Origin of the sequence: Kitasatospora cheerisanensis KCTC 2395 (assembly GCF_000696185.1) — a bacterium.
GTDB lineage: Bacteria > Actinomycetota > Actinomycetes > Streptomycetales > Streptomycetaceae > Kitasatospora > Kitasatospora cheerisanensis.
The window spans coordinates 4,393,308-4,418,909 of record NZ_KK853997.1 but is presented as its reverse complement, the minus strand read 5'-3'; the positions used below and the strand labels follow the sequence as shown (position 1 = coordinate 4,418,909).

The 25,602-nt window shown below is 75.5% G+C and carries 24 protein-coding genes, 1 tRNA gene, 1 rRNA gene, 2 pseudogenes and 1 riboswitch (1 of these 29 cut by a window edge); of the genes and pseudogenes, 15 read left to right on the top strand and 13 right to left on the bottom strand.

Going from position 1 to position 25,602, the window contains the following annotated elements; all coding sequences use genetic code 11:
• Positions 1–66: ribosomal RNA gene (locus KCH_RS20165) — 16S ribosomal RNA — on the bottom strand; it reaches 1,451 nt to the left of the window's first position.
• A gap of 514 nt (positions 67–580) precedes the next feature.
• The gene (locus KCH_RS20160) at positions 581–1,624 is read right to left on the bottom strand and encodes a PP2C family protein-serine/threonine phosphatase (protein ID WP_425268909.1); all 1,044 of its coding nucleotides are present in this window, start codon (positions 1,622–1,624) and stop codon (positions 581–583) included.
• A gap of 12 nt (positions 1,625–1,636) precedes the next feature.
• On the opposite strand from KCH_RS20160, the gene KCH_RS47245 reads away from it, so the two are divergent.
• Positions 1,637–1,858 carry a hypothetical protein gene (locus KCH_RS47245; RefSeq protein ID WP_157032124.1) on the top strand — a complete coding sequence of 74 codons (222 nt, stop codon included), beginning with the start codon at positions 1,637–1,639 and terminating at the stop codon, positions 1,856–1,858.
• Positions 1,859–2,146: 288 nt separating this feature from the next.
• On the opposite strand, the gene KCH_RS20155 is transcribed toward KCH_RS47245, so the two are convergent.
• Positions 2,147–3,493 (bottom strand): NAD(P)/FAD-dependent oxidoreductase, encoded by a 1,347-nt coding sequence (locus KCH_RS20155; protein WP_208866063.1) that lies wholly within the window; start codon positions 3,491–3,493, stop codon positions 2,147–2,149.
• Between the two features lie 446 nt (positions 3,494–3,939).
• Here KCH_RS20155 and KCH_RS20150 point away from each other — a divergent pair, with 446 nt between their 5' ends.
• From KCH_RS20150 to KCH_RS44700, 3 genes are all read left to right on the top strand, one after another.
• Positions 3,940–4,734: a TetR/AcrR family transcriptional regulator gene (locus KCH_RS20150; RefSeq protein WP_084223776.1), complete on the top strand. Its 795-nt coding sequence runs from the start codon at positions 3,940–3,942 to the stop codon at positions 4,732–4,734.
• 344 nt (positions 4,735–5,078) lie between these two features.
• Positions 5,079–6,623 carry an RNA polymerase sigma factor gene (locus KCH_RS42620; protein WP_051653261.1) on the top strand — a complete coding sequence of 515 codons (1,545 nt, stop codon included), beginning with the start codon at positions 5,079–5,081 and terminating at the stop codon, positions 6,621–6,623.
• Complete coding sequence (locus tag KCH_RS44700; protein ID WP_051653260.1) at positions 6,620–7,024, top strand: NPCBM/NEW2 domain-containing protein; 405 nt, start codon at positions 6,620–6,622, stop codon at positions 7,022–7,024. The genes KCH_RS42620 and KCH_RS44700 overlap by 4 nt, the downstream gene beginning before the upstream one ends.
• Positions 7,025–7,045: 21 nt before the next feature.
• Here KCH_RS44700 and KCH_RS20140 read toward each other — a convergent pair whose 3' ends face one another.
• The 4 genes from KCH_RS20140 to KCH_RS20130 form a co-directional block, all read right to left on the bottom strand.
• Entirely contained in the window at positions 7,046–7,741 is a 696-nt protein-coding gene (locus KCH_RS20140; RefSeq protein ID WP_035864842.1) for a DsbA family oxidoreductase, read from the bottom strand.
• Between the two features lie 109 nt (positions 7,742–7,850).
• Positions 7,851–8,348: a universal stress protein gene (locus KCH_RS20135; RefSeq protein ID WP_051653259.1), complete on the bottom strand. Its 498-nt coding sequence runs from the start codon at positions 8,346–8,348 to the stop codon at positions 7,851–7,853.
• Between the two features lie 56 nt (positions 8,349–8,404).
• Positions 8,405–8,710, bottom strand: coding sequence for a hypothetical protein (locus KCH_RS44695; protein ID WP_244305377.1), 306 nt, complete (start codon positions 8,708–8,710; stop codon positions 8,405–8,407).
• Positions 8,596–10,482: an asparagine synthase-related protein gene (locus KCH_RS20130; RefSeq protein ID WP_244305376.1), complete on the bottom strand. Its 1,887-nt coding sequence runs from the start codon at positions 10,480–10,482 to the stop codon at positions 8,596–8,598. The genes KCH_RS44695 and KCH_RS20130 overlap by 115 nt, the downstream gene beginning before the upstream one ends.
• 662 nt (positions 10,483–11,144) lie before the next feature.
• Here KCH_RS20130 and KCH_RS20125 point away from each other — a divergent pair.
• From KCH_RS20125 to trmB, 3 genes and pseudogenes are all read left to right on the top strand, one after another.
• Positions 11,145–12,559: pseudogene (locus KCH_RS20125) on the top strand (NsdA family TPR-like regulatory protein).
• 11 nt (positions 12,560–12,570) lie between these two features.
• Complete coding sequence (lhgO, locus tag KCH_RS20120; RefSeq protein ID WP_035864839.1) at positions 12,571–13,770, top strand: L-2-hydroxyglutarate oxidase; 1,200 nt, start codon at positions 12,571–12,573, stop codon at positions 13,768–13,770.
• Positions 13,771–13,913: 143 nt separating this feature from the next.
• A complete protein-coding gene (gene trmB, locus KCH_RS20115) occupies positions 13,914–14,744 on the top strand; it encodes a tRNA (guanosine(46)-N7)-methyltransferase TrmB (RefSeq protein WP_035864837.1) in 831 nt (276 codons plus the stop codon).
• Here the strand turns inward: trmB and KCH_RS20110 are convergent.
• The gene (locus KCH_RS20110; RefSeq protein WP_035864826.1) at positions 14,741–15,142 is read right to left on the bottom strand and encodes a hypothetical protein; all 402 of its coding nucleotides are present in this window, start codon (positions 15,140–15,142) and stop codon (positions 14,741–14,743) included. The genes trmB and KCH_RS20110 overlap by 4 nt on opposite strands.
• 129 nt (positions 15,143–15,271) lie before the next feature.
• Here KCH_RS20110 and KCH_RS20105 point away from each other — a divergent pair, with 129 nt between their 5' ends.
• Positions 15,272–16,504 (top strand): PrsW family intramembrane metalloprotease, encoded by a 1,233-nt coding sequence (locus tag KCH_RS20105; RefSeq protein WP_084223774.1) that lies wholly within the window; start codon positions 15,272–15,274, stop codon positions 16,502–16,504.
• A gap of 71 nt (positions 16,505–16,575) precedes the next feature.
• A tRNA-Met gene (locus KCH_RS20100) sits at positions 16,576–16,649 on the top strand.
• A gap of 397 nt (positions 16,650–17,046) precedes the next feature.
• On the opposite strand, the gene KCH_RS20095 is transcribed toward KCH_RS20100, so the two are convergent.
• Entirely contained in the window at positions 17,047–18,237 is a 1,191-nt protein-coding gene (locus tag KCH_RS20095; protein ID WP_051653257.1) for an MFS transporter, read from the bottom strand.
• Positions 18,238–18,303: 66 nt separating this feature from the next.
• Between KCH_RS20095 and KCH_RS39875 the strand changes: the two genes are divergently transcribed.
• A complete protein-coding gene (locus KCH_RS39875; RefSeq protein WP_084223772.1) occupies positions 18,304–18,690 on the top strand; it encodes a MerR family transcriptional regulator in 387 nt (128 codons plus the stop codon).
• 165 nt (positions 18,691–18,855) lie between these two features.
• Here KCH_RS39875 and KCH_RS46655 read toward each other — a convergent pair.
• From KCH_RS46655 to KCH_RS20080, 3 genes and pseudogenes are all read right to left on the bottom strand, one after another.
• Positions 18,856–19,146: pseudogene (locus KCH_RS46655) on the bottom strand (class I SAM-dependent methyltransferase); the annotation flags it as partial.
• Positions 19,147–19,510: 364 nt separating this feature from the next.
• On the bottom strand, positions 19,511–20,203 hold the full coding sequence (locus KCH_RS20085) for a sensor domain-containing protein (RefSeq protein ID WP_035864823.1): 693 nt from the start codon (positions 20,201–20,203) through the stop codon (positions 19,511–19,513).
• A gap of 116 nt (positions 20,204–20,319) precedes the next feature.
• On the bottom strand, positions 20,320–20,868 hold the full coding sequence (locus KCH_RS20080; protein ID WP_035864821.1) for a GNAT family N-acetyltransferase: 549 nt from the start codon (positions 20,866–20,868) through the stop codon (positions 20,320–20,322).
• A gap of 49 nt (positions 20,869–20,917) precedes the next feature.
• Between KCH_RS20080 and KCH_RS20075 the strand changes: the two genes are divergently transcribed.
• On the top strand, positions 20,918–21,727 hold the full coding sequence (locus KCH_RS20075) for a hypothetical protein (RefSeq protein ID WP_035864819.1): 810 nt from the start codon (positions 20,918–20,920) through the stop codon (positions 21,725–21,727).
• 128 nt (positions 21,728–21,855) lie between these two features.
• On the opposite strand, the gene KCH_RS20070 is transcribed toward KCH_RS20075, so the two are convergent.
• Positions 21,856–22,623 (bottom strand): M23 family metallopeptidase, encoded by a 768-nt coding sequence (locus KCH_RS20070; RefSeq protein WP_051653255.1) that lies wholly within the window; start codon positions 22,621–22,623, stop codon positions 21,856–21,858.
• Between the two features lie 10 nt (positions 22,624–22,633).
• Positions 22,634–22,797, bottom strand: a riboswitch (cyclic di-AMP (ydaO/yuaA leader).
• Positions 22,798–23,023: 226 nt separating this feature from the next.
• Here KCH_RS20070 and KCH_RS20065 point away from each other — a divergent pair.
• From KCH_RS20065 to KCH_RS20050, 4 genes are all read left to right on the top strand, one after another.
• Positions 23,024–23,314, top strand: a complete 291-nt coding sequence (locus KCH_RS20065) for a YiaA/YiaB family inner membrane protein (RefSeq protein ID WP_035864816.1) — start codon at positions 23,024–23,026, stop codon at positions 23,312–23,314.
• A 115-nt stretch (positions 23,315–23,429) separates the two neighbouring features.
• Complete coding sequence (locus KCH_RS20060) at positions 23,430–24,251, top strand: alpha/beta fold hydrolase (protein WP_035864814.1); 822 nt, start codon at positions 23,430–23,432, stop codon at positions 24,249–24,251.
• Entirely contained in the window at positions 24,251–24,829 is a 579-nt protein-coding gene (locus KCH_RS20055) for a TetR-like C-terminal domain-containing protein (protein WP_035864812.1), read from the top strand. The genes KCH_RS20060 and KCH_RS20055 overlap by 1 nt, the downstream gene beginning before the upstream one ends.
• Before the next feature lie 31 nt (positions 24,830–24,860).
• Positions 24,861–25,043: a hypothetical protein gene (locus KCH_RS20050; protein ID WP_035864810.1), complete on the top strand. Its 183-nt coding sequence runs from the start codon at positions 24,861–24,863 to the stop codon at positions 25,041–25,043.
• Positions 25,044–25,602 lie beyond the last annotated feature (559 nt).

Sequence of the window (25,602 nt, the reverse complement as noted above, 5' to 3'; positions counted from 1 at the left end):
TTCGACTTGCATGTGTTAAGCACGCCGCCAGCGTTCGTCCTGAGCCAGGATCAAACTCTCCGTGAATGTCTCCACGGGGAGCGGCACAGCAACCACCGGAATAGGGCGGTCCTGCGCACTGCGTCCTCGCTAGTGTTACTTCATAAAGGAATCTCCAACCGATCATCAAGACCGGCCGGGGATGTCAACATATCTGGCGTTGACTTTTGGCACGCTGTTGAGTTCTCAAGGAACGGACGCTTCCTTCGAGCCGCATTCCTGCGAACCCTCCGGGCGCTTCGTTCTTTTCGTGTTCCCAGCTTATCAGATGTTTTCCGCTCCGTTTTCCGGAGTTTCGATCCGACTCGCTGTTGTCTTCTGCGACCTGACGGCCCGTCCGACGTTTCAAACTCTAGCCGATCCCCGCTCCGAAAAGCGAATCCGCCGCAATCTCCGAAAACGCGCACAGCAAATACGAACGGAGACGCGAAAAGGACGCGACCCGTCACGGATCAGCTACTTGGTTCTCAGGGATTGGCCGCCCCGGGACCGTCCACGCAGACGCGTGCTCGGTGCTCCCTGTCAGGCAACTCGAAGAACTCTACACACGGACGGGCTCGGGATCAAGTGCCACCTGGAAGACCAGCACGGCCACGTCGTCGTCGTGCTCGGCGGTGACGCCGAGGGCGCGCAGGAGGCGGGAGCAGACGATGTCGGGGGTGGCGACTGGGCCGGTGAGAGTGTGGGCGAGGTGGTCGATGCCCTGGTCGATGTCCTGGTCGCGGCGCTCGACCAGGCCGTCGGTGTAGAGGACGCCGGTGGTGCCGGGGAGCAGGCGGAGGGTGTGGGAGAGGTGGCCGGCGCCGCCGGTGCCGAGGGGTGGGCCGTTCTGTTCCTCGCCGCGCAGGACGGTGCCGTCGGGGGCGCGGAGCAGGAGGGGGAGGTGGCCGGCGGAGGCGTAGACGAGGGTGGTGGTGGCCGGGTCCCACACGGCGTAGGTGCAGGTGGCGATCTGGTTGGCGTCGATCTCCATGGCGAGGCCGTCGAGGAGGGTCATCACCTCGTGCGGGGGGAGGTCGAGGCGGGCGTAGGCGCGGACGGCGGTGCGGAGCTGGCCCATGACGGCGGCGGCGCGCAGGCCGCGGCCCATGACGTCGCCGATGACGAGGGCGGTGCGTCCGCCGCCGAGGCCGATGACGTCGTACCAGTCGCCGCCCACGGCGGCGTCGGCTCCGCCGGGTTGGTAGGTGGCGGCGACGTGGAGGTCGGCGGGCTGTTCGAGTTTCTGCGGGAGGAGGCTGTGCTGGAGGGTGACGGCGGCTTCGCGCTGGCGGCGTTCGGCGTCGCGGAGGCGGCCGGCGGCCTGGACCTGGTCGGTGACCTCGGTGGCGAAGACGAGGACGCCGGTGGGGGTGGTCCGGTCGTCGGGGCCGAGCGGGACGCAGGCGATGTTGTAGTAGCGGTTGCCGCCGAGGCCGAGGATGCAGCGGGACTTGACGCTTCGCGGGCGGCCGCTGCGCAGGACCTGGTCGAGCAGCGGGAGCACGCCGAGGGCGTTGAGCTCGGGGAGGGACTCGGCGGCGGGGCGGCCGGGCGTGCGGGCGCCGAACAGGTCGCGGTAGGCGCGGTTGGCGTAGCCGAGCAGGTGCTGGGGGCCGTGGGTGAGGGCGACGGGGGCGGGCAGCCGGCGCAGGACGTCGCGGAGGTCGTAGAGCTGCTCGGGGTCGCGGAGGTCGGGGCCGGTGGTGGCGGGGTCGCGCTGGCCGGGGACGGTGACGGTTTCGTCCGCGGTGGCGGGGCGGTGGCCCGCCAGGGGGCTCCGGCGAGCCGGGCGCTCCAGCGCATGAGGTTCAACGTCGGCCGCTTCCTCGGGTTCTGATGTGGGCGGTTCCTGCGGGTCGTTCCGGTGTGATCATCACCTTGCGTGCCTGGTGCAACACTCGGTGTGATGACCCGGCGGGGACGATCCTGTCAGGCTCCGGTGTGATTCCGGAAGTCGAGCCCCCGGTACGGCGCATTCCGGCAGGTGTGCGCCGGGGGTGTGCTTCCGCGCGGCCGTGGTGCGGCGTGGTGCGGCGGCCGACGGAAGAACGGTCGACAGCAGGACGGCCGGCAGCAGGACGGCAGGCAGGAGCAGCGGCGGCGACAGGGCGGGTAGCGCCCGGGGTCAGCTGCCCGGGCCCGAACCGCGCCCGCCGGAGCTGAACCCGGACTCGAATTCGGCGCGCGGGTGCTCGATGGTGCCGAGCGAGACCACTTCGCGCGGGAACAGGCCGCCGAACAGCCAGTCCATCAGCACCCGGACCCGGCGCTCCCGGCTGGGCAGCCGGCGCAGCTGGCGCGCGCGGTGCAGCCACCAGGCCCGTCGGCCGGTGAGGCGGGTGCCGCGGCTGGTGTGGGCGACGGCGCGGCGCAGGCCGAGGGAGGTGGAGCAGGCGGGGCCGCCCGGCCGGTAGTCGGTGAGGGGCTGGCCGGCCAGGTCGGCGGCGAGGTTCTCGGCGAGCAGTCTGGCCTGGGCGAGGGCGTGTTGGGCGTTGGGGGCGCAGGGTTCGCCGTCCAGGCCGGGGACGGCGGCGCAGTCGCCGGCGGCCCAGGCGTCGGCGACGGGGGCGCCGTCGGGGCCGGCGATCCGCAGGGTGGGCAGGCAGGTGATCCGGCCGGCGCGGTCGAGCGGGAGGTCGGTGAGGGCGAGGACGGGGGCGGGGCGGATGCCGGCCGTCCAGACCAGGGTGCGGGCGGCGAAGCGGCTGCCGTCGGAGAGGGCCATGACCTGGTCGACGGCGGATTCGAGGGTGGTGGAGAGCCTGATGTCGATGTTGCGTTCGCGCAGTTCGGCGAGGGTGTGGGTGGCGAGTTCGGGGGTTTCCTCGCTGAGGATGCGGTCGGTGGCCTCGACCAGCACCCAGCGCAGGTCCTCGGGGGCGAGGTTGTGGAAGCCCTTGGTGGCGGTGCGGGCCATGTCCTCGAGTTCGGCGAGGGCGCCGACGCCCGCGTAGCCGGCGCCGACGAAGACGAAGGTGAGGGCGGCCTGGCGGAGGGCGGGGTCGCGGGTGGAGGAGGCGAGGTCGAGCTGTTCGAGGACGTGGTTGCGCAGCGCGACGGCTTCGCCGACGGTGGCGAACCCCATGCCGTGGTCGGCGAGGCCGGGGACGGGGGCGGTGCGGGAGATCGAGCCGGGGGCCATCACCAGGACGTCGTAGGGGACTTCGGTGGGCAGCCGGAGTTCGCCGCGCGGGGCGGCGTCCACCCGGGCGGTGCGGGTGGCGTGGTCGATGCCGGTGACGCGGGCGGTGAGCACCCGGCAGTCGGGGAGCGCGGTGCGCAGCGGGACGACGACGTGGCGCGGGTCGATGGAGCCGGCGGCGACCTCGGCCAGCAGGGGCTGGAAGGTGAGGTACGGCTGGGGTTCGACGATCGTGAGTTCGACCCGACGGTCCCTCAACTGCGGTCGCAGCAGCTGCTGGAGGCGCAGCGCGGTGCTCAGTCCGGCGCAGCCGCCGCCGATGATCAGGATCCGAATGGGGCACCTCCGGCCGGCCCTCGGGCTGTGACCCGTTTCACGTTCCCCCTATGACGCACCCGGTGGAGGGTTCTTGTCCACAGTCCGGGCCGGATCGGTCCGAATCCGGTCCGGGGAAGGGCTGTTCGAGGGTGGGTCGGGCGGGTGCGGCGGCGTGGGCAGTAGGGGTTTTGTCCGGAGTCGGGGCAGGATCGGTCCGTTCGCGACGACGAGTGGTCCACTTCTGCGGCGAACTTCCTTGAACTATGGTCGGATTGTGCTTCGGACCGCCGATGGTGCCGGTCCTTGCACCTGCGACCCGGTGGCATCGGTGCGACTGCCCGGGAGCCATCCGGGGAAGGTAGTGCGCGGACGTCGGACCGACCGGTGTCGGCAGCGCGCGCCAGGGGGCGCAGTGACCGTTCGGGTGCCCGGGACGGGGCGCCTCGGGGGAGGTTGGCATGTCTGAGCAGGAACAGTTGGCCGGGCGGGCGCCGAGCACCGCTGTCGCGCGCGCCGCGGTGGACGTGGTGCCGGAGCAGCGCGGCCCGGGTGAGCGGGAGCGGTTCGCGTTCCCGCAGGGCGAGCGTCCGGGCGAGGCGGGGCGGGGCGCGGGTTCGCGGCTGCGGGTGGATGCCCGGCGGAACCTGGAGAGCGTGCTGCGGGCCGCCCGTGAGGTGTTCGGCGAACTCGGGTACGGGGCGCCGATGGAGGAGGTGGCGCGGCGGGCCGGCGTGGGTGTCGGCACCGTGTACCGGCGCTTCCCCAGCAAGGAGGTGCTGGTCCAGCGGATCGCCGCCGAGGAGGTGTCCTGGCTGACGGCGCAGGCCCGGGAGTCGCTGTACGGCGGGCTGAACGGTCCGTGGGACGCGCTGGCCGGGTTCCTGCAGCGGGCGGCCGCCTCGGGTGCGGGCCGGCTGCTGCCGCCGGAGGCGTTCCGGTACGCGGAGGAGATCGGCCGGGTGCCGGAGCAGCGCGGCGCGGAGCTGCGGGCGTTCGCCGGGGCGCCGGTGGCGGAGGGCGAGCAGAGTGCGGATCCGCGGCTGCTGCTGCAGTTGCTGGCGGCGCTGGTGGCCCGGGCGGGTGCGGCGGGCGAGCTGCGGCAGGGTGTGACGGTGGCCGATGTGGTGCTGGTGCTGACCGCGGCGGTGCCGGTGCACGCGTCGGCGGCGGTCGCGGCGCGGGACGGCGAGGCCGAGGGCGGTGCCGGCGGCCGGCTGCTGCAGATCCTGTTGCAGGGACTGCGCGCGGCCTGATTCCGTTCGGGGGTCGTGGAGTTGACGCACCGTGCGGGAGGCCGGCCCGGTCCGGGCGGTGCCGCGGCGCGCCGTTCGGGTGACGGGGAGCCGCCGGGCGCACCGTCCGGGGCGGGCGGCGCTCGGGACCGTCCGGGTACGCGCGGTGCCTGCGCCGCCGGTTCCCGAACACCTCCGCGAGCGGCGGCACGGAAGAGTGGGTCGTGGCCGGTGCGGCTTCCGGCGGGCGCGGCGCTATGCCATTCTTTGCCCGTGGTTGGAGCCATTGTCCCGTTGCGCACCGTGATCGCCGTCGAGTTCGAGGGGCGGCCCGTCCGGCATGCCGGGCGACCGGACGGTGCCCGGTGAGTCCGGAGGAGCAGGCCGAGGGTGCGCCCGGGCACGTCCCGGACCAGGCGGGCAGTCCGGCGCTGGAGTCGCTGGTGGGCCGGGTGCCGGGTCAGGCGGCCGCCGGGCAGGGCGGGGTGACGCCGGAGGCGTTCATCGCCGAGGAGCTCGCGGTGCGGGCCACGGTGCCGCCGCCGGCCGATCCGGTGGACGGTGAACGCCCGGCTTCCGACGCCGAGTTGACGGCGCTGGTGCGGGCCGGTGACGACTCCGCGTACGAGGAGATCTACCGCCGGCACGCGGACGCGGTGCGGCGCTACGCGCGGACGTGCTGCCGGGACAGCTTCACCGCGGAGGACCTGGCGGGCGAGGTGTTCGCCCGTACCCTGCAGGCGTTGAAGGCGGGCAAGGGGCCGGAGTTCGCGGTCCGTGCCTACCTGCTGACGGCGGTGCGCAACGTGGCGGCGGCCTGGGCCCGTTCGGACCGGCGCGAGCAACTGGTGGACGACTTCTCGACGTTCGCGGAGACGTCCGCCGCCACCGTCGAGTTCGACCTGGCCGACCCGGGCGCGGACGCCTGGGCGCTGGCGCTGGCGGACCGGCGCATGGTGATGCGGGCCTACGCCGAACTGCCGGAGGACGACCGGGTGGTGCTCTGGCACACCGAGGTCGAGCGGGAGTCGCCGAAGACGGTCGCGGTGATGCTGGGCAAGACCGCGAACGCGACGGCGGTGCAGGCCCACCGGGCCCGCGACCGGCTGGCCGCGGCGTTCCTGCAGGCGCACGTGTCGGGCAGTCAGGAGTCGGGCTGCGCCGCCTACGCGAACCGGCTGGGCGCGTACGCCCGGGGTTCGCTGCGCAAGCGGGCCTCGGCGGAGGTCGGCAAGCACGTCCAGGACTGCACCCGGTGCACGGCCGCGTACCTGGAGCTGGCGGACATCAACCACAGTCTGCGGGCGGTGCTGCCCGGGGGCGCGCTGCTCTGGATCGGCACCGGCTGGTTCACGGCCGCGGCGGCCGCGGTCGGCACCGGGGTCGCGGTCACGGGTGCGGTCACCGGCGGCACGGTCGCGGCCGGCGGCACGGCGGCGACCACGACGGCCGGCGGCTCGTCCGGCGGCGGGGCGGCGGCCGCGGCCGGGGAGGGGATCGGCACGGCCGCGAAGGCCGGCATCGCCGCGGGCATCGCGGTGGCGGCCGCGGCGGTCGCCGCGTTCGCGCTCACCGGCTCGCCGGAGCCGAGGCCGCCGGTGGCCGCGCCGGCGCCGGTCAGTGCGGCTCCGGAGGTCCCGGCGGCGGCGCCGGCGGCGCCCGCTCCCGCGCCGGTTCCGACGCCGTCGCCGAAGCCCTCGCAGTCGCCGTCGCCGAAGCCGGCTCCGTCCGCGAAGCCGACACCGACCCCCACGCCGTCGCCGACGCCCACGCCGGAGCCCCGGCGGCGCCCGCTCCGGCTCCGGCCCCCACCCCTACGCCGACCCCCACTCCGACACCGACGCCCACGCCGACGCCGAGCCCGACGGTCACCGCGGTCAGCCAGTTCTGGCTGGACGAGCTGCCGTTGAACCGGGGTCACCGCACCCCGGGCACGCCGGCGATCCGCGGCTCCGGGTACGCCATGCAGCTGCCCGGCACGTGGATGCGCGGGAACTTCTACCGGCACGTGCTGGCGGCCCCGGTGCCGTCCCGGGTGACCATCGACCTGAACCGGAGCTGCCGGTCCTTCGACGCCGTCGCCGGGCTGGACGACTTCGGGGCCTCGTACGGGCGGGTGGTTTTCACGGTCCAGGGCGACGACGGTGAAGTGCTGTGGTCCTCGGGCGAGTTGGCGGCGAACGCGGAGCCGGTCCCGGTGCACGCGCCGCTGGCCGGACAGAAGTCGGTCCGGCTGGTGGTCACCATGGCCCGCGGGTCGGCGTCGGTGATCGACCTGGCGGACTGGGCGCAGGCCCGCCTGACCTGCTGACGGTCCGGCGGGCCCGGCGGCTCAGATCCGGCAGCTGCCGTCCTCGCAGGTGTCCCCGGCCGGGGCGATCGGGGTGATCTTCCGGGCGGTCTCGGCCTCGACCTGGCGCAGGACCTGCAGGAAGGTGTCGGCCTCCTGGCCGCCCTGGACGGCCCACTGTCCCTCGAAGACGAAGGTGGGGACGGCGGTGACGCCGATGGCGCGGGCCTCGGCGAGCGCGGCGCGGGTCTCGGCCTCGCCCTCGTCGCCGGCCAGGTAGGCGGCGGCGCGCTCGCGGTCGATGCCGGTCTCGGCGGCGAGGCCGGCCAGCGCCTCGGGGTCGCCGACGTCGACGCCCTCGGAGAAGTGGGCCTTCAGCAGGCGCTCCTTGAGGGCGGCCTGGACCGCGGGCCCGTACTCGGTCTCGGCGAGGTGCAGCAGGCGGTGGGCGCGGAGGGTGTTGACCTCCAGCGCGTTGTCGAAGTCGTAGTCGATGCCGACGGACTTGCCGACCTCGGTGATCCGGGCGTCCATGGCGAGGGCCTGCGGGCCGTAGCGCTCGGCGAGCCACTCGCGGTGCGGGCGGGCCTGCTCGGGGGCGTCGGGGACCAGCTGGTAGGGGCGGTAGACCACCTCGACGCCGTCCTTGCCCTCGAAGCGCTCCAGGGCCTGCTCGAAGCGCCGCTTGCCGACGTAGCACCAGGGACAGGCGATGTCCGAGTAGATTTCGACCTTCATGGCGGGGCGGGCTCCTGTCGGGTGGTTCTCGGCGGCCGGGCGGCCTCCAACAGGAAGATGAACGCTCAACCATTCGCCGTCATTCCAGCTCAGGCGTCCTCGGGCGCGCTCAGGCGTCCTCGGCCGGCGCGGGCACCACCAGCACGGGGCAGCTCGCGTGGTGCACGGCGGCGGTGGAGACCGAGCCGAGCAGCAGCCGGGCGAAGCCGCCGTTGCCGCGGGTGCCGATCACCAGGGTGTGCCGCCCGTCGGCGGCCTGGAGCAGCACGTCCACCACGTTGCCGAGCACCACGTGCAGGGTGAGCTGCCCGCCGTACGGGCGGGCGCGGGCGGCCTGGACGGTGGCGACGGCGCGGCGCAGGCCGTCCGACATGCTGTCGACGAGGCGCTGGACGCTCTCCTGCACCAGGTCGGCCATGCCCGGCGGGTAGCCGGTGGGCGAGGGGTTGACCACAGCGAGCACGTGCAGCGGCAGGTGGTGGGCCTCGGCCTCGGTCATCGCCCGGTCCAGGGCCCAGAGCGAGGCGTCGGAGCCGTCGCAGGCGTTCAGGATCGCGGTGCCGGGCGGCGGGGCGTCGGGGCTGACGGGGAGGGCGGCGGCGGTCATGGCGCGACGCTATCCGCCGGGGCGGCCCGGGTCGGGAAGGCGCACCTGGCGGCCGGTCAGGTCGCCAGGGCGGTGCGGCGCGGCGCGGGCAGGCCGGTCCAGGCGGAGCCGGGGCGGCGGGCGGTCAGGCGGCGCAGCCAGAGTTCGACGGCGAGCAGCTCGGCGAGGGCGGCGAGGGCGGCGGGCGGGGCGTCCTGCGCGGGGTCGGCGGCGGCGGCCAGGGTCTTGCGGACGGCGGGGGTGTCGATCAGTCCGGCCTCGCCGAGCAGCGGACGGTCGAGCAGTGCGGCGAGCGCGGGGGCGGCGGCCCGGAGGCCCTCGCGGGCGGGGCGTGGCGGTCGGCGCCGGTGGTGCGGCCCCATTCGGCGGGCAGGTCGGTGCGGCCGGCGCCGGCCAGGACGGCGGCGAGCAGGGCGGGCCGGGCGCCGGGCTGCAGGCGGACGTCGTCGGGGAGCAGCCGGGCGGCGCGGACCACCTGGTTGTCGAGGAACGGCGCGTGCAGGCGCTGGCCGTGCTGTTCGGCGGCCTGCACCAGGGTGCGGTAGTGGGCGGCGTGCCGGTGCAGGGCGAGGCGGGCGCGGCGGGCGCCGGGCGGTTCGGTGCTGGTGCCGTCGCGGGCGGCGGTGCGCAGGTGCTGGGCGAGCGCGGCGAGGGGTTCGTCGGCCAGCAGGTGGGCGGCCGGCCCGGGCCGGAGCCAGCTGAGGTCGGCGGCCAGCGCGCGGCCCATGGTGCGGTTCTCGGCGCGGGCCTGGCGGAGCGTCAGGCGCAGGGCGAGCTCGTCCAGGGCGTCGGCGTACGGGGTGCGGGCGAGGCGGCGGGCGGCGCGGAGCACGGTGACGGGGGTGTGCAGGGTGCCGGTGAGGGTGCCGGCGGTGGCGCGGTCGGCGCCGGCCAGGGCGGCGATCGGGGCGAGCAGGTCGAGCGGGCGGCCGGCCCGGATCAGGTCGGCGAGCCGGGCGGGGTGGCCGTCGAGGACCTGCCGGGCGCCGTGGCCGGTGAGGTGGTCGGCGCCGCCGGCCCGGTGGACGGCCGCGTACCGGGCGGCGCAGAGCAGCGCGGGGCCGGGTTCGTCGGTGAGCGGGCCGTCGAGCGGGTCGTCGAGGCCGGCGTACGGGAGGACGGGGGGACGACCAGGTGGCGGAGCCGGGGGCGTGCACGGCGAGGGCGAGGCCGGTGGCGTCGCCGAGGGTGACGGCGGGCAGCGTCTCGGGTCCGGGCCGGTCGCCGCCGCGGGCCCAGGAGCCCTTGACGGCGCCGGTGCGGGCGGGCGGCCGTTCGGGTCCGGGGCCGGGCGGGGCGCCGGAGGGCAGCGGGACGGCGGCGGCGAGCAGGGCGACGGTGGCGGACGCGGTGCCGTAGGACAGGTCGACGCCGAGCCGGGGCCGGTCGGCAGGGCCGGTGGCGCGGACCCGGCAGCGGACGGCTTCCAGCAGGGCGCGGGTGAGTTCCCGGACGGCGGGGGCCTCGGCCCTGGCCGCGGCGGGCCCCTCGGGGTGGGCGGTGTGGTGGGCGCGGCCGCCGCGGATGCCGAGGGCGTGGCCGGGCGGCACCCGGCGCACGCCCCGGTACGGGGTGCGGTCACCGAGCGTCTCGGGGGTCTCGGGGTGGCGAGGCGGGCGGCCAGGTGGCCGGCGTCCACCGGGGCGCCGACCAGGTCGGCCAGCGGGAGGGCGGCGGTGGCCCAGGCGGTGCCGCCGGCGAACGGGGTGTGGAAGACCGGCTGGGCGCCGGCCAGGTCGGTGAGCAGCACGGTGGAGCTGGTGCCGGTGCGCAGCACCACGGTGTAGCTGCCGGGCCAGCGGGTGAGGTGGCGCAGGGCGCCGCCGCGGGCGGCGGCCAGGCCGTCGGCGAGTTCGCGGTCGGTGGCGCCGCAGCGGCCGGCGACGGCGAGGCGCAGGGTGGCGGGGGTGTCGTGGTCGGTGGTGTCGGCGGGGTCGCGCGGGTCGAGTCCGCCGCGGACGGCGGCGGGGCCGCCGGGGCGGAGGACGGCGAGGCGCAGTTCGTCGGGCCGCCAGTCGCCGACCGCCCAGAGCGGGTTGGGGCCGCCCCAGAGCAGGGTGCCGGCGATCGGGCGGACCGCGGCGAGCGCCGGGTCGGCGGCGGCCAGGCCGCTCCAGCCGGTGAGCCACCGCATCGCGCCTCCACCTGTGGTGCTGCGGGTGCGCGGCGAACGTTCGGTCACCTGCCGGGAATTGGCGCACCGTCAGGAGCCATCGTGCCACCGGGGCGGTGCCGGAGCGCCATGGTTTCGGCCGGTGGGTCGCACGGGCCGGGCCACCCCCTCCGGGGCCCGGGCCGTGCGGGTCCTCGAACTCCCGTCCGGGGCACGGCCGGTGGCCGGGCGGCACGGCGCGGGAGTCGTCCGTGGACGCCGCGCTGCGACCGATTTTGGCCGAAAGGCGTCGCACGGCCCGGGAGGGCATCCGCATGCCCTCCCGGACGCGCCGCTGCCCGCGGGGATTGAGGCAGCGTCATCCCCCGGCCCGCCGGGTCCTCGGCGGCGGGCCGATCCACAGCCACCAGCGAATCGCCCACCTGCCGCTGCGGCCAGGGAGCACGGATGGCGCACGCGGGCACGGGCCGGGAGCACGGGCGTCCGGCAGGTGCCCGCGGGGCGGTCCGCGGGCCCGCGACCGCCCGCCGTGGACGCAGCGCGTTCCCGCCAACCGGAATGCGGCCTCTTAACCGTGGGAACGCGGGCGACTACGCTAGGTGCAAGCAGTCCGGTGGCGTACCGCTGCCGTCGCGACTCGCCGCCATCCGCGCACGACGTCGCCAGGGGGTGCCACCGCCACCATGACCGTCAGCTCACGAGGGCCGAACGACCGGCTCGGCGCCCTTCTCGCGCTCGCCCAGATCAGCAACGCCGGGCTCGCCCGCCGGGTCAACGACCTGGGCGCGCAGCGCGGCCTGACCCTCCGCTACGACAAGACCTCGGTGGCCCGCTGGGTGACCAAGGGCATGGTGCCGCAGCGCCCGGTGCCGCACCTGATCGCCACCGCGCTCGGCAACAAGCTGGGCCGCCCGGTGCCGCTGGAGGAGATCGGCCTCGCCGACTCGCACCCCACGCCCGAACTCGGCCTGGAGTTCCCGCGCGAGGTGCCGGAGGCGGTGCGTTCCGCGACCGAGCTGTGGCGGGTCGACCTGGACCTGCGGCGCGGCCCGGCGGCGGCCGGTGGAGCGACAGCCTGGCCGGCACCTTCTCGGTCGCCGCGTACGCCACGCCCGTCTCCCGCTGGCTGATCACCCCCGCCGACGGTTCGGTGGCCCGCGAGAGCGTCCCCGACCTGTCCGGCTACCGGGTCGGGCACGCGGACGCGGCGAAGCTCCGCGAGGCCGCCCAGGAGGCCCGCCGCTGGGACTCCAAGTACGGCGGCGGCGACTGGCGTTCCTCGATGGTGCCGGAGTGCCTGCGGGTGGAGGCCGCTCCGCTGCTGCTCGCCTCGTACAGCGACGCGGTCGGCCGGGCGCTGTTCGGCGCCACCGCCGAACTGACCAGGCTGGCGGGCTGGATGGCGTTCGACACCGGCCAGCACGAGGCCGCCCAGCGCTACTACATCCAGGCGCTGCGGCTCGCCCGGGCCGCCGGGGACGTGCCGCTCGGCGGGTACGTGCTCGCCTCGATGAGCCTGCAGGCGTCCTACCGCTCCTTCCCGGACGAGGCCGTCGACCTCGCGCAGGCCGCGCTGGAGCGCAACCGGGGCCTGGCCACCGCCCGCACCATGAGCTTCTTCCACCTGGTGGAGGCCCGCGCCCACGCCAAGGCCGGCAACGCGCCCGCCTGCGGCACCGCGCTGTCCGCCGCCGAGGCCGCCCTCGACCGGGCCCGGCCGGGCGACGCCGACCCGACCTGGATCGACTTCTACGCCTACGACCGGCTCGCCGCCGACGCCGCCGAGTGCTTCCGCGACCTCGGAGTCCCGTCCAAGGTCCGGCAGTTCACCCGCGAGGCGCTGGCCCGCCCGACCGAGGGCTTCGTCCGCTCGCACGGCCTGCGGCTGGTGGTCTCCGCGATGGCCGAGGCCGAGGCCGGCGACCTGGACGCGGCGGTCGCCGCCGGCGAGCGCGCCGTCGAGGTCGCCGGGCGGATCTCCTCGCACCGCAGCCGCGAGTACGTGATCGAGCTGCTGCGCCGCCTGGAGCCCTACCAGAACGAGCAGCGGGTCAAGGAGCTCACCGAGCGCGCCCGCCTGGTCCTCACCACCGGCTGAAGGGCGGGTAGTTGAAGCACGACGTCCGGGTCCTGGTGGTCGGCGGCGGCATCGTCGGCCTGTCCACCGCGTACGCGCTGACCCTGGGCGGCCCGGGCGTCTCCGTCACCGTGCTGGAGAAGGAGAGCGCCCTCGCCACCCACCAGACGGGGCGCAACAGCGGGGTGATCCACAGCGGCGTCTACTACCGGCCGGGCTCGCTGAAGGCCCGGTACGCGACCGGGGGCGCCCGCGAGATGGTCGAGTTCTGCCGCGACCAGGGCATCGCCCACGAGGTCACCGGCAAGCTCGTCGTCGCCACCGAGCGCTCCGAACTGCCCCGCCTCGCCGCGCTCGCCGAACGCGGCCGGGCCAACGGCATCCCGCTGCTCGAACTCGACCCGGCCGGCATCCGCGACCACGAGCCCGAGGTCACCGGCCTGGCCGGCCTGCACCTCGCCACCACCGGCATCTGCGACTACACCGCCGTGGCCCACCGCTACGCCGCGCTGGCCGGCGAGCGCGGTGCCGAACTGCGGCTCTCCACCCCCGTCCTGGACATCGCCCGGCGCGCCGACGGGGTCACCGTCACCACCCCCTTCGGCGAGATCCGCTGCGCGGTGCTGGTCAACTGCGCCGGCCTGCACAGCGACCGGATCGCCCGGCTGGCCGGCGACGACCCCGGCGTGCGGATCGTCCCCTTCCGCGGCGAGTACTACGAACTCGCGCCCGCCCGCCGCTCCTTGGTCCGCGGCCTGGTCTACCCCGTCCCCGACCCGGCGTTCCCGTTCCTCGGCGTCCACCTCACCCGCGGCATCCACGGCGACGTCCACGTCGGCCCGAACGCCGTCCCCGCGCTGGCCCGCGAGGGCTACGACTGGCGCACCGTCAACGTCCGCGACCTCGCCGAGACGGTCCGCTTCCCCGGCGCCTGGACGATCGCCCGCCGGCACTGGCGCTACGAGCTCGGCGAGCTCCACCGCTCGCTCTCCAAACGGGCCTTCACCGCCGCCGTCCGCCGCCTCCTCCCCGCCGTCACCGAGGACGACCTCCTCCCCACCGCCGCCGGCGTCCGCGCCCAGGCCGTCGCCCGCGACGGCACCCTCCTCGACGACTTCGCCTTCGCCGGCACCGGCCGCGTGATCCACGTCCTCAACGCCCCCTCCCCCGCCGCAACGGCCTCCCTCGCCATCGGCCGCGAGGTCGCCCGACGAGCCCTCGCGATCGAGTAGACCGGGCCGCGAGGAACCGGGCGCGGCGGACGTGCCCGTGGTCGCGCCCCGGCGGACGGATTCGCGCTTGTCGCCCGCAGCTCCCCACCCCGGAAGTGATCCCCCCGGGGCTCGAATCCTTGCTCCCGTAGACTGGTGCGATTGTGACTTCCTCCGCCCCCAGCCCCCAGTTGCCCGCCTCGGCCCGGCTGTCTGCCGCGCCGGCGGCGTACCCCGCGCCGATGTACCCGCACAAGGCCACCGAGGCCCAGCACCGTGAGCAGCGGATCCGCAGTTTCCAGCCGCGTCGTGGTCGGATGACCAAGGCGCAGGCGGGTGCGCTGGACCGTGGCTGGGAGCGTTTCGGCCATGCCATCGACGGCACCCCGATGGACCTGCCGGCGATGTTCGACGGCCGGCCGGTGACGTTGGAGATCGGTTTCGGGATGGGCGACACCACGGCCGCGATGGCGGCGGCCGACCCGTCCTCGGGGATCCTCGCGGCGGACGTGCACACCCCGGGCCACGGCAACCTGCTGCAGTTCCTGGAGCGCGACGGTTCGGAGAACGTCCGCCTCGCCGCGGGCGACGCGGTGATCCTGCTGCGCGACATGCTGCCGGACGCGTCGCTGGCGGGTCTGCGGGTGTACTTCCCGGACCCGTGGCCGAAGCCGAAGCACCACAAGCGCCGGCTGATCCAGGAGTCGTTCCTGGAGCTGGTGCTGCCGCGGCTGGCGCCCGGCGCGCTGGTGCACTGCGCGACCGACTGGGAGCCGTACGCCGAGCAGATGCTGGCGGTGCTGGAGGCGTCGCCGGAGCTGGAGAACCTGCACCCGGAGGGCGACGGTTCGCCGTGGCTGGAGCCGGCGGAGCACCCGGCGGGCAGTGTGCCGGGCTACGCGCCGCGCCCGGAGTGGCGTCCGGTGACGAAGTTCGAACGGGCCGGCCTGGCCAAGGGCCACGTGGTGCACGACCTGCTGTTCCGCCGGCGCTAGGCCTTCTCGCGGCCCGCTGAATCGTCCCTGCGCGGGACGGCGGCGGTGCCGCGTTCGCGGATCTCCTCGACCAGCCATGCCTGGTAGTCGCGGAGTTCGTCGAGGGTGTCGAAGCCGCGCGCGAACCGGTGCGGCCGGGGCGTGTGGACGGTGACCGTGATGCCGTACCGGCGCCGGCCGCGGCCGGTCCGGACCAGGAAGGCGACGAAGACGCCGACGGCGACCAGCAGGTAGAGCACCGCGCCGGCGACCGCGCCGGCCGGATCGCCGGAGGCGAGGCCGCCGGGGCCGAAGTCGACCTTGCCGAGGCCCCTGACCGTCATCTCGACCCGGACGCCGTCCGGCCCGGTGACGTCCCGGTAGCCGGGGCGTTCGGACGCCTGTGCGTTCTCCCCCATGGCGTTCAGGGTAGGAGCAACGGGGAAGCGGCGTCCGCCGTTTCGCCTTGCTGACGGTCTGTCACCCCAGGAGTACGGATTGTTGTCTCCTCTCCCCTCGGAGCGGAACATTCGCCTACGCTTCTGCGCGTGAGCAGTCCGCCCGGCGGCAAGGCCTCCCCCAGCCTGCCCGTAGGGGCCGCCGCCATGGCCGCCGATCCGCCGTCCCCCACCGGTGCTCGACCGTTCCCGGAGCCGAGGGTGCCCCGGTCCGGCGGGCTGCTCCGGGTGCGGCTGCGCCCGGTGGCGGCAGGGCGGATCCCCGGTCAGCGCGGCGCCCGGATGGTGCGGGCCGCGCCTTCGCTGGTGCGCCGGCTGTGGCCGTTGCGGCGGCCGGCGCTGCCGTCGGCGGTGGCCGCGCTGGCGCTGGCCGGGTCGGGGGTGCTGATCCTGCACCTGGTGCAGCGTCAGACCGGGACGACGGGGCTGCTGGTGGGCCTGGGGCTGTCGCTGCTGCCGCTGCCGTTCGTGCTGGGGGCGCTGGCGTGGCTGAACCAGACCGCGCGGGTGCCGATCCGGCACACGCTGTTCTGCCTGGCGTGGGGGGCGTGCGCGGCGACCACGGTGGCGATCCTGGCGAACGGCTGGACCAGCGACTTCCTGATGGCGCACCAGGGGGCGCGCGGGGAGTCCCTGGGCGCGGAGTTCGCGACGCCGCTGATCGAGGAGGTGGCGAAGGGCTCGGCGCTGCTGATGCTGCTGCTGCCGTTGCGGCGGCGGCACCGCTGCGAGGAGGGCCGCCCGTGCGGCCGGCTGCGCCGCCTGCTGTGGCACCGGCACCGCGACGGGGAGGGCCCGGTGGCGCACTTCCGGCCCGCGCCGGCCGGGCAGCAGCGGGCCCGGTCGCGGCCGCGCACGCTGGCGGCGGGGGCGGTGCTGGGCGGGGTGACGGCCTGCGGGTTCGCGTTCACCGAGAACGTGCTCTACCTGGGCCGGGCGTTCACCGCCGACCGGCAGGCCCGGCTGGACGCGATCGGCCTGGGCCGGACGCCGAGCCTGCGGGACTTCGACGGGACGGTGCACACCTTCGTGCTGCGGGCGCTGCTGTCGCCCTTCGCGCACCCGCTGTTCACCGCGCTGGCCGGCATCGGCCTCGCGGTCACCCTGACCACCGGCCGCCGCTGGGCGGCCCGGCTGGGCGCCCCGGCGGGCCTGGTACTGGCGATGGGCCTGCACGGCGTGTGGAACGCGGCGGCCGGGCTGGGCACGGACGGGTTCCTGCTGGTGTACGGACTGGTGATGGTGCCGTGCTTCGCCGCGCTGGTCTGCTTCGCGGTGTGGGCGCAGACCCGCCGCGCCCGGCAGTCGGCACGACCCGGCTGACCTGCCCGGACGGGCCGACGGGAATCGGATTTCCCTTTCTCGCGGGGTTCCCGTAGAGTCGTGTTCACCGACGCGGGGTGGAGCAGCTCGGTAGCTCGCTGGGCTCATAACCCAGAGGTCGCAGGTTCAAATCCTGTCCCCGCTACTCAGTAGCACGAAGGCCCGGAGGCATCGCCTCCGGGCCTTCGCCGTGTCCGGCGCGGGTTCCGGCGAATAAATCCGTTGCCCGGCCCGGGGGGCGGTGCCTACGCTGGCAGCACACTGAAAGGAGGTGATCCTGAGTTATGAGTTCCTTCAGGATGCGTGAGGTGGCTGCTCGCTAGAGCCGCCCCTGCCTGTGGCAGTGACGGGGCCCACGGCCTCGGCCTCCGGCTCAGGCGAATCCCAAGCAGTCACCCGGCCCGTGGGCTCACCGGTACATCCCCGGTGCCTCGACCGCCGTCCCCGCCCAGCGGGGCCCGGCCCGAGGAGCAGCCCACGGGCCGTCTGCATGTCCGGCTCCGGGTGCCCGTCAGCGGCTGCCTGCGGCCGATCACGGCCGGTCACGGCCGCTTCGGCGGGAAGCCGTGGCGGCGGGCCAGAGCGACGACGGCGAGGACGGGCAGCAGCAGGGCGAGGGCGAAGCCGGGGAAGGCTCCGGGCCCGGCCAGGTCGAGCAGGAGTCCGCCGACGGCGCCGCCGAGCCCCATCGCGGTGTTCCAGGTGGCGACCAGCAGGGTCTGGCCGCGGTCGCCGCCCGCGTCGGCGACGGCGGTCTGGAACAGCGGGGCGACGGCGCCCCAGCCGAGGCCCCAGAGCGCGGCGGCGAGCAGCACCAGCGGCGCGGCGGGCGCGGGCAGCAGCAGGACGCCGACGGCGGCGAGGACGGCGGCGGTGGCGGCGAGCGTGAGGTGCCGCAGCCGCCGGTCGACCAGCGCGCCGGTGGCGGCGAGTCCGGCGACCGAGGCGATGCCGAGGACGAGCAGCACCAGGTCGCGGCGGCCGGCCATGCCGTAGTGGTCGAGCAGGGCGGCGATGTACGTGTAGAGCACGTTGTGGGCGAGGACGAACGCGGCGACGACGAACAGCACGGGCCGGACGCCGGGCAGCCGCAGCGCGCCGGTGAGGGTCTCGGTGCGGTCGGGCCGGCGGCCGGGGGCGTCGGGGACGGCGGCGGCGATCCACAGCAGCAGGACGGTGGCGAGCAGGGCGACCAGTGCGAAGGTGGGCCGCCAGCCGATCAGCCGGCCGGACCAGGCGCCCAGCGGGATGCCGAGGGAGAGGGCGAGCGGGACGCCGATGCCGGTGACGGCGATCGCCCGGCCGTGCAGCTGCGGGGGCGTCAGGCGGCGTGCGTAGCCGACGAGTTCGGCCCAGATCGCGGCGACGGCGACGCCGCCGGCGATCCGGGCGGCCATGGTGAGCGGGTAGGACGGGGAGAGCGCGGTGACGGCGTTGGCGACCAGCAGGACGGCGACGGCGGCGAGCACCAGGCGCTTGCGGGACCAGCGGGCGGTGGCCCGGGCGAGCGGGACGGCGGAGAGTCCGGTGGCGAGGGCGTAGCCGGTCAGCGACTGGCCCATGGCGGCTTCGCCGACCCGCAGGTCGCGGGCCATCTCGGGGAGCACCCCGGCGGGCAGCGCCTCGGTGACGATGCCGAGGAAGGCGGCGGTGGCGAGGGCCAGCAGCGGGGACCAGCGGAGGGTCGTGGCACGGGCGGCGGGGGCGCGGAGTTCGGTGTGGGCGGTGGCCATGCCGGTATCCTCGAACCCTCACATCGGTGTGAAGGTCAAGTCCTTTCCGGCGGACGGGAGACGCGGATGCGGATCGGCGAACTGGCGGACCGGGCGGGGGCGTCGCCCCGCCTGCTGCGCTACTACGAGGAGCAGGGCCTGCTGAAGCCGGGGCGTTCGGCGAACGGCTACCGGGAGTACGACGAGGCGCTGGTGGAGCGGGTCCGGCAGATCCGTTCGCTGCTGGAGTCGGGCCTGTCGACCCGCACCATCCGGGAGGTGCTGCCGTGCCTGGTCGACGGCCAGTACCACGTCCGGGGCGCCACGCCGGAGACGCTGGCCGCGCTGGAGCAGGAGCACCGGCAGCTCGCCGACCGGGTGGAGTGCCTCTCCCGCAGCCGGGACGCGGTGGGCGCGTACCTGCGGGCGGTGCGCGAGCTGCGGGACGCTCCCGCGCCGGCCGGGGCCTGCTGACGGGGCGTCAGCGGCGGGGCCGAGTGCCAGGACGCGGTGGCCCGGGGCGGTGGTCAGCACCCGGCTGGCGATCCGGTGGTGGCGGAGGGCGGCGCGGAGTTCCGGCAGGTGCGGGCAGGGGCTGCCGACGTGGTCGTACAGCGGGAAGACCCGGACCTCGCCGTCGGGGGCGGTGACCCGGGCGAGCTCGCGCAGCGCGCGGAACTGGTCGGCGGGGGTGAACAGCGCCGGGTAGGCGAACAGCAGGTAGGAGCTGAGGGTGAGCGCGAAGCTGCCGTCGGCGAACGGGAGCCGGGGCAGCGCGGCGGCGAGGTAGTGGCCGGGGTGGGCGGCGGCGTCGGCGGCGAACAGGCCGCGGGCGCGGTCCCAGCTGCGCAGGTACTTGTCGGGGCGGCGGCGGCCGTGGTGGGCGCGGGGGAGGTGGCGGGCGGGGTCGCGGCGGATGGCGCCGGCCATGGTGTCGCGGCCGTCGGCGGCGAGTTCGGCGAGGCGGCGCGGGCCGAGCGCGTAGCCGGGGTCGACGGCGACCACCCGGCAGCCCAGCTCGCGGGCCTCGGCGGCGAACGCGGCGGCGCCGCCGGGGCAGTCCAGCAGCGGACCGTCCAGGCGGCGCAGTTCGGCGCGGGTGAGGCCGAAGTGGGCGGTGTACTCGTCGAGCGGCCGGGAGGTGACCAGCACCGGCGGGGCGGCGGGGGTCCGCCGGCCGGCGGGGCGGGCGCTGCTGACCTGGCTCATCGTCAGGGGCCTCCGGGCGTTCGGCGGGCCCGGGGTGCGGCCCGGCCCGGGGTCATCCGACCACGGGCCCGGGGGCGGCGCACGTTCAGCGGCCGGCCAGCAGGGCGCGGGCGGCGAGGCGGTTGGCGCCGGTGAGGCCGTGGATCAGCAGCGGGGTGAGCAGCACGAAGCCGAAGCCGAGCAGGCTGACGGCGCCGATCTGGAACGGCGAGTTCAGCTCGTAGACGTGGTGGACGCCGTGCGAGTCCGTCCAGTCGGCGACCCGGTAGCCGTCCCAGGCCGTCCAGCGGCGGAACACCCACTGGTAGGCGGGGAACAGGACCAGGCCCCAGCCGACGCTGAAGAACACGGTGGAGAGCACGAAGCTGAGCACCGCCCAGGGGAACATGACGAACTGGTACAGCGCGCCCTTCCAGCCGACCGGGTCGGCGAGGCGGGCGGTGATCGCGCCCCAGACGCCCTCCCGACGGGCCGTCACCTCGCCCGGCTCGGGCAGATCGAGGTCGAGCAGGGTGCGGATCCGGTGGCGTTCGGCGGCGCCGAAGCCGCGGCCGGTGATGGTCAGCAGGGCGAGCACGGGCAGGCCGAGCGCGGTCACGAAGAGGCCGAGGCCGGCGCTGAACAGGCTGATGACGAGGGAGAAGCCGAGCACGGCGACGGGGAGGCCGCTGAGCGCGAAGCCGAACTCGCGGAAGGTGTACCGGGAGAACGGGGCGCGCCAGAACCCGGGCCGGGCGGAGGGGTCGGCGGTGGCGGCACGGTACGCAGCGGTGGACATCCGCGGTCCTTCGGGTGGTCGGTGGCGCCGCCGGTCGGCGGCGTCGGGCACCCTTCCAAGGTGCCGGACCGGCGCGGGGCGCCGGAATGATGCCTGCTGCCCGATCGGGGGTGGGGTTAACCCCCGGTCCGCCACTCGGGGGCGAGCAGCGAGTACTGGAGGGCGTCGTGCCAGCCGCCGTCCCGGTGGGACTCGGCGCGGATCCGGCCCTCGTACCGGAAGCCGGCCCGGGTCAGCACCCGGGCGGCGGCCGGGTTGTCGGGGTCGGTGCGGGCGTACAGCCGGTGCAGGCCGAGGGTGTCGAAGCCGAGGGCGCAGAGCAGCGCGGTGACCTCGCCGGCGTGGCCGCGGCCCCAGGTGTCGCGGCGCAGCACGCAGCCGAGTTGGGCGGCGTGCCCGCCCTCGCGGGTCAGGGCGGCCTGGCCGATCGTCCGGCCGTCGGCGTCGTCGACGGCGAGCCGGTAGTGCACCCGGGGTTCCTGTTCGAGCTCGTCGAGGTAGAGCGCGATCTGGTCGGCGCAGTCCTCGAAGTCGGCGGCGTCGAACGGGAGATGGCGGACGGTCTCGGGGTCGCCGTGGACGGCGTGCAGGGCGGCGACGTCCTCCGGGGTGTGGCCGTACTCCCGGAGGGTGAGCCGGGGGCCGGCGAGCCGGACGGTCTCCATGACGCCGACCCTACCGGGCGGCCCCGCGCGGACCGGCTAACGTACCGGGGTGGACGACGAAGACCTGCACCTGCTCCCCCGCACCCGAGCCGCCGACCTGCTGGAGTGGGCGGCCGAGGAGGGCCTGGAGGCGGTACCCGAGCCGGCGGTGCGGACCGTCCTGACCCTGCTGGAGCTGGGCGGCGCCCGGCTGCACGACGGCTTCCCGGAGCTGTCCTCGCCGGTGCTGGAGCACCTGCTGTACGAGCAGCTGCACCTGTACGTCCAGCCGGACGGCGACGCCCGGGCCTACCCGGCGGCGGTGCGGCTGCTGATCGAGCGTCAGCGGGCGGCGCGGCGGCTGAACGCCAAGCGGCTGGAGAAGCTGCGCGCGGAGGCGGACTGGCAGGGCGAGGTGCTGGCCTCGCTGCTGCGCCGGGCCGACCTGGTGACCTGGCCGCGGCTGTACACGGCGCTGCTGCGCGCGGACGGGGTGCCGACCGGCGAGCCGGAGCAGGTGCGGGCCTGGCTGGAGGCGTTCCGCGAACTGCCGGAGGAGGAGCGGTTCGCGGCCTTCGAGCAGGCGCCGGGGCTGGACGGGGACGGCGGCTGGGGGCCGGGCCGGGCGCTGCTGGTCGGGGTGTCCACGGACGGGGCGCGGCGGCTGCTGGAGCAGGGCCTGATGCGCCGCAGCTACCGCAACCTGGCCGAGCTGAACGCCCGCGGCCTGCCGATGCCGGCCGAACTGGCCGGGGAGTTCGAGGAGTTCGAGGAGGCGGTGGCGCAGGCGGCGATCGACCTGTGCGGCGAGTGGACCGTCCCGGGGCTGTCACGGCTGCTCCTGGAGGAGTTCCCGGACCTCGCCCCCGAGACGTACTGAGCATCCGGACGGCCCGCGGGCGGCTCTCCTGATGACTCCCGCGGCCGCCACGGCCGGTCTGCGCCACCCGCTCCGCCGGGCCGCCGGCTCCTGGCGGAGCGCGGCGGCCGGGGGTGAGCGCGGTGGGGCTACGGCTGCAGGCCGAGCTGCTCCAGCCAGGGCAGCGGGTCGATCGGGGCGCCGCCGCCGGGGCGGACCTCCAGGTGCAGGTGCGGGCCGGTGACGTTGCCGGTGGCGCCGACGGCGCCGAGCAGCGTGCCGGGGGCGACCGGGCCGGCGGCGGTGGCGATCCGGGACAGGTGGCAGTACCAGAGCTCGGTGCCGTCGGGCAGGGTCTGGATGACCCGGTAGCCGTAGGGGCCGGACCAGCCCGCCGAGGTGACGGTGCCTCCGGCGACGGCGACCACGGGGGTGCCGGTGCGGGCGGCGAAGTCCAGGCCGGTGTGCAGGTGCGCCCAGTGCGCGCCGGACTGCGCGAAGTGCGCGGTCAGCTGGTAGCCGGCCACCGGGAGGGTGTGCGCGGCCCGCTCGGCCTCGGCCTGCTGGGCGGCGCGCTTGGCCTCGGCCTCCTGGGCGGCGGCCAGCCGGGCGGTCTCGTCGGCGGCGGTGCGCTGGCCGTCGGCCTGCTGCTGGATGCGGGCGGCGAGGGCGAGCCCGGGGTCGGCGGCGAGCAGCCCGTCGGAGGCCTCGTCGGCGGCGGTGACGGGCGCCGGGGCGGCGGCCTGGGCGGGGGCGGCGGCGAGTGCGGTGGCGCCGAGCGCGGCGGTCATCGCGGTGACGCCCAGCAGGGGCGCGCCGGTGCGGGACTGCCGGGGCAGCCGGTGCCGGGCGGCTTCCGGCTCGACCGGGGGGTCGAGCAGCTGGGTGCCGAAAGCATCGGTGTAGGTCGACGCCACTGGGGCGTGCTCCTTCCTTCCCTGTCGCCGACCGGGTTAGCTGACGGGTTCGGAGGTGGAAGGTCTCCTACGGTCGGGCCCAGGGCCGTCCCGATTCACCCCGGTGGAACGTGGTTCCCCGGCTCCTGGGACGCCCCCGAGGGGGTGCCCACGTGGATTAGGCGTGGCGCACGGTGCCGCATGGTTACGGCGTTGCCGACCGCGCTGCGTTATCAAACGTTAATCCTATGGACCCCATGATTCCAAGCTCCTCCCGGGAGACAGCCAAACTTTCCTGACGACCTATGGGCGATTTGTGACGATTCACCAGGTAGCCCCCGGTGGAGCATGACGGATGGTGACAGCGCGGTTGAGTATTCGTACTCACGACCCGCCCGCGGCCCGGCGGGAGCCTGTTCCCATGACCGCACCCGTGTCGCACCGGACCACCTCCGCCTACTACCTGCAGGCCGTCGCCTCGTTCGCGCTGGCCGCCGGCTCGCTCGCCCTCGGGATCGCCTACCTGCCGGTGAGCGCCTGGGTCCGCGCCTTCCTCGCCCTCGGACTGCTGTACGCGATCACCTCCGCCTTCACGCTGGCCAAGGTGATCCGGGACCGCCAGGAGGAGGGCGCGATCACCAGCCGGGTCGACCAGGCCCGGCTGGAGAAGCTGCTGGCCGAGCACGACCCGTTCAAGGTGGACGGGATCTGAGCCCGGGCCGCCCCGGGTTGACGGCTAAGGCTATTAGCCTTAGCTTTATGGCTATCGGCAGTCGGCCGGGCCTCCAGCGCCCGGCACGCCGCAACGCCCGCCCAGGAGGCCCGCCATGAACAGCACCCTCGGCACCACCCGGTACCTCGACGTCACCGGCGGCCGGATCGCCTACGACGACGCCCCCGGCACCGGCGTCCCGGTGGTCCTGCTGCCCGGCATGCTCGACAAGCGCGCCGTCTACCGGCACCTCGCACCGCTGCTGAGCGCCGCCGGGCACCGGGTGATCACCATGGACCTGCGCGGCCTGGGCGAGTCCTCCACCGGCTTCACCGACTACACCCCGGCCGCCGTCGCCGAGGACCTGGTCGCCCTGCTGGCCCACCTCGACCTGCACGGCGCCGTCCTGGTCGGCAACTCCTACACCGGCGCCACCGTGGTCCGGGCGGCCACGCTCGCCCCGGAGCGCACCGGCGGCATCGTGCTGATCGACGCCTTCATCGAGAACCTCCCGCTGAACGCCTTCCAGAAGGCGCTGTTCGCGGCGGCCGGCCCGCTGGTGGCGCGCTTCCCGGGCCTGTGGGGCGCGATGCAGAAGTTCTACTACCCGACCGAGCGGCCCGCCGACTTCGACGCCTACCGGGCCGGCCTCGCCGCGATGCTGCGCGAGCCCGAGCGCCGGGCCGCGCTGCGCGGCTACCTCGCGGGCGACTCCGCGCCGGTCGGCTGGTGCGCGGCCGTCGACACCCCGGCGCTGGTGCTGATGGGCTCCAAGGACCCCGACTTCCCGGACCCCGAGCTGATCGCCGACCGGCAGGCCGCCGCGCTGCGCGGCCGTAAGGTGATGATCGAGAACGGCGGCCACTACCCGATGGCCGGCCACCCGCGGGCGGTCGCCGACGCCCTGCTCCCCTTCCTGAACGAGGTCGCCCGCTGATGGCTCGCGCCGGACTCTCCCCCACCGCGGTGGTCGACCACGCCCTCGACCTGATCGACGCCCAGGGGGCCGAGGCGCTCACCCTGGCCGCCGTCGCCGCCCGGGCCGGGGTCGCCACCCCCTCGCTGTACAAGCACGTCGCCGGCGGCCTGCCGGAGCTGCGCCGCCTGGTCGCCGTCCGCACCGTGGACGACCTCACCGACCACCTCGCCGCCGCCGTCCTCGGCCACTCCCGGGACGGTGCGGTCGCCGCGCTGCTCGCCGCCTACGCCGAGTACGCCACCCGCTTCCCGCGGCGCTACGCCGCGCTGCCGCAGGCGCCCGACCCGGACCCGGAGCTGACGGCGGCCGGCGAGCGGCTGGTGAACGTGCTGTTCGCGGTGCTGCGCGGGTACGGCCTGGAGGGCTCCGAGGCGGTGCACGCCGCACGGACGCTGCGCGCGACGGCCCACGGATTCGCCTCGTTGACCACGGCGGGGGCGTTCCAGCTCGCCGAGGACACGGACCTGACGCTGGAGCGGCTGACCCGGGTGCTGGTGGACGGCCTGGCCGGCTGGCCGGGTGCGCGCGGGGCGTGACCTGAGGGGGGCCTGCCGCGTTCTACCCGGTATGAAGAAGCGCAGCCTGCTCGCCTTTGCCTCGCTCGCCGTCGGCGTGGTCGCCTCGCTCACCGCGCCCAGCGCGCACGCCGCCCACGAGGACGCGGGCGGCACCGCCCCGCACACCGACACCCTCTCCGCCCCGGACCGGCCGTTCGCCGAGAACGTGCAGGAGGACGGCTCGCCGGCCTGACAGCGGCGCCCACCTGCGCACATCTGCCGCGGCGCGCCCCTCCTCACCGTTTCGCAACCTGTCCCCCACCTTTCTGTCACCACCGGTGCGTAACACTGTCCTCCGGTCGGGAAGTCATACCGCGTAGAGACCTTCCACGGGTGTGACCGACAAGCACGGAGGACAGCACATGCCGCAGGCGACGCAGCACATCCAGCCCGGCACGGGACTGATCCCCGCCCCCCGGACGGCCCCGACGGGGCCGCCGCGACCCCGCGGGCCGACGCGCCGCGGCCGGAGGGATGGGGCTCGGCGCTCGCGCGCTGCTTCGCCGTGGCCCGGAGCCTGCGCTCGCTGCAGCCGGTGGCGGCGAAGCAGCCGCAGCCTTACGGCGAGGTGGACGGCCAGTAGCGGCCGCCCGGCCCGGGCGCGGGTGACGACCCCCCGCGCCAACCGCCACTGACGGTGGTGAACATGACGGAGCGTGAGATCCGGTGGGGCGACGCGGCGTTGCCTCCGCTCCACCGGAGCGCCACGGAACGGACGTCCGGCTCCGCCGGTTCTGTCCAGTATTGACGCG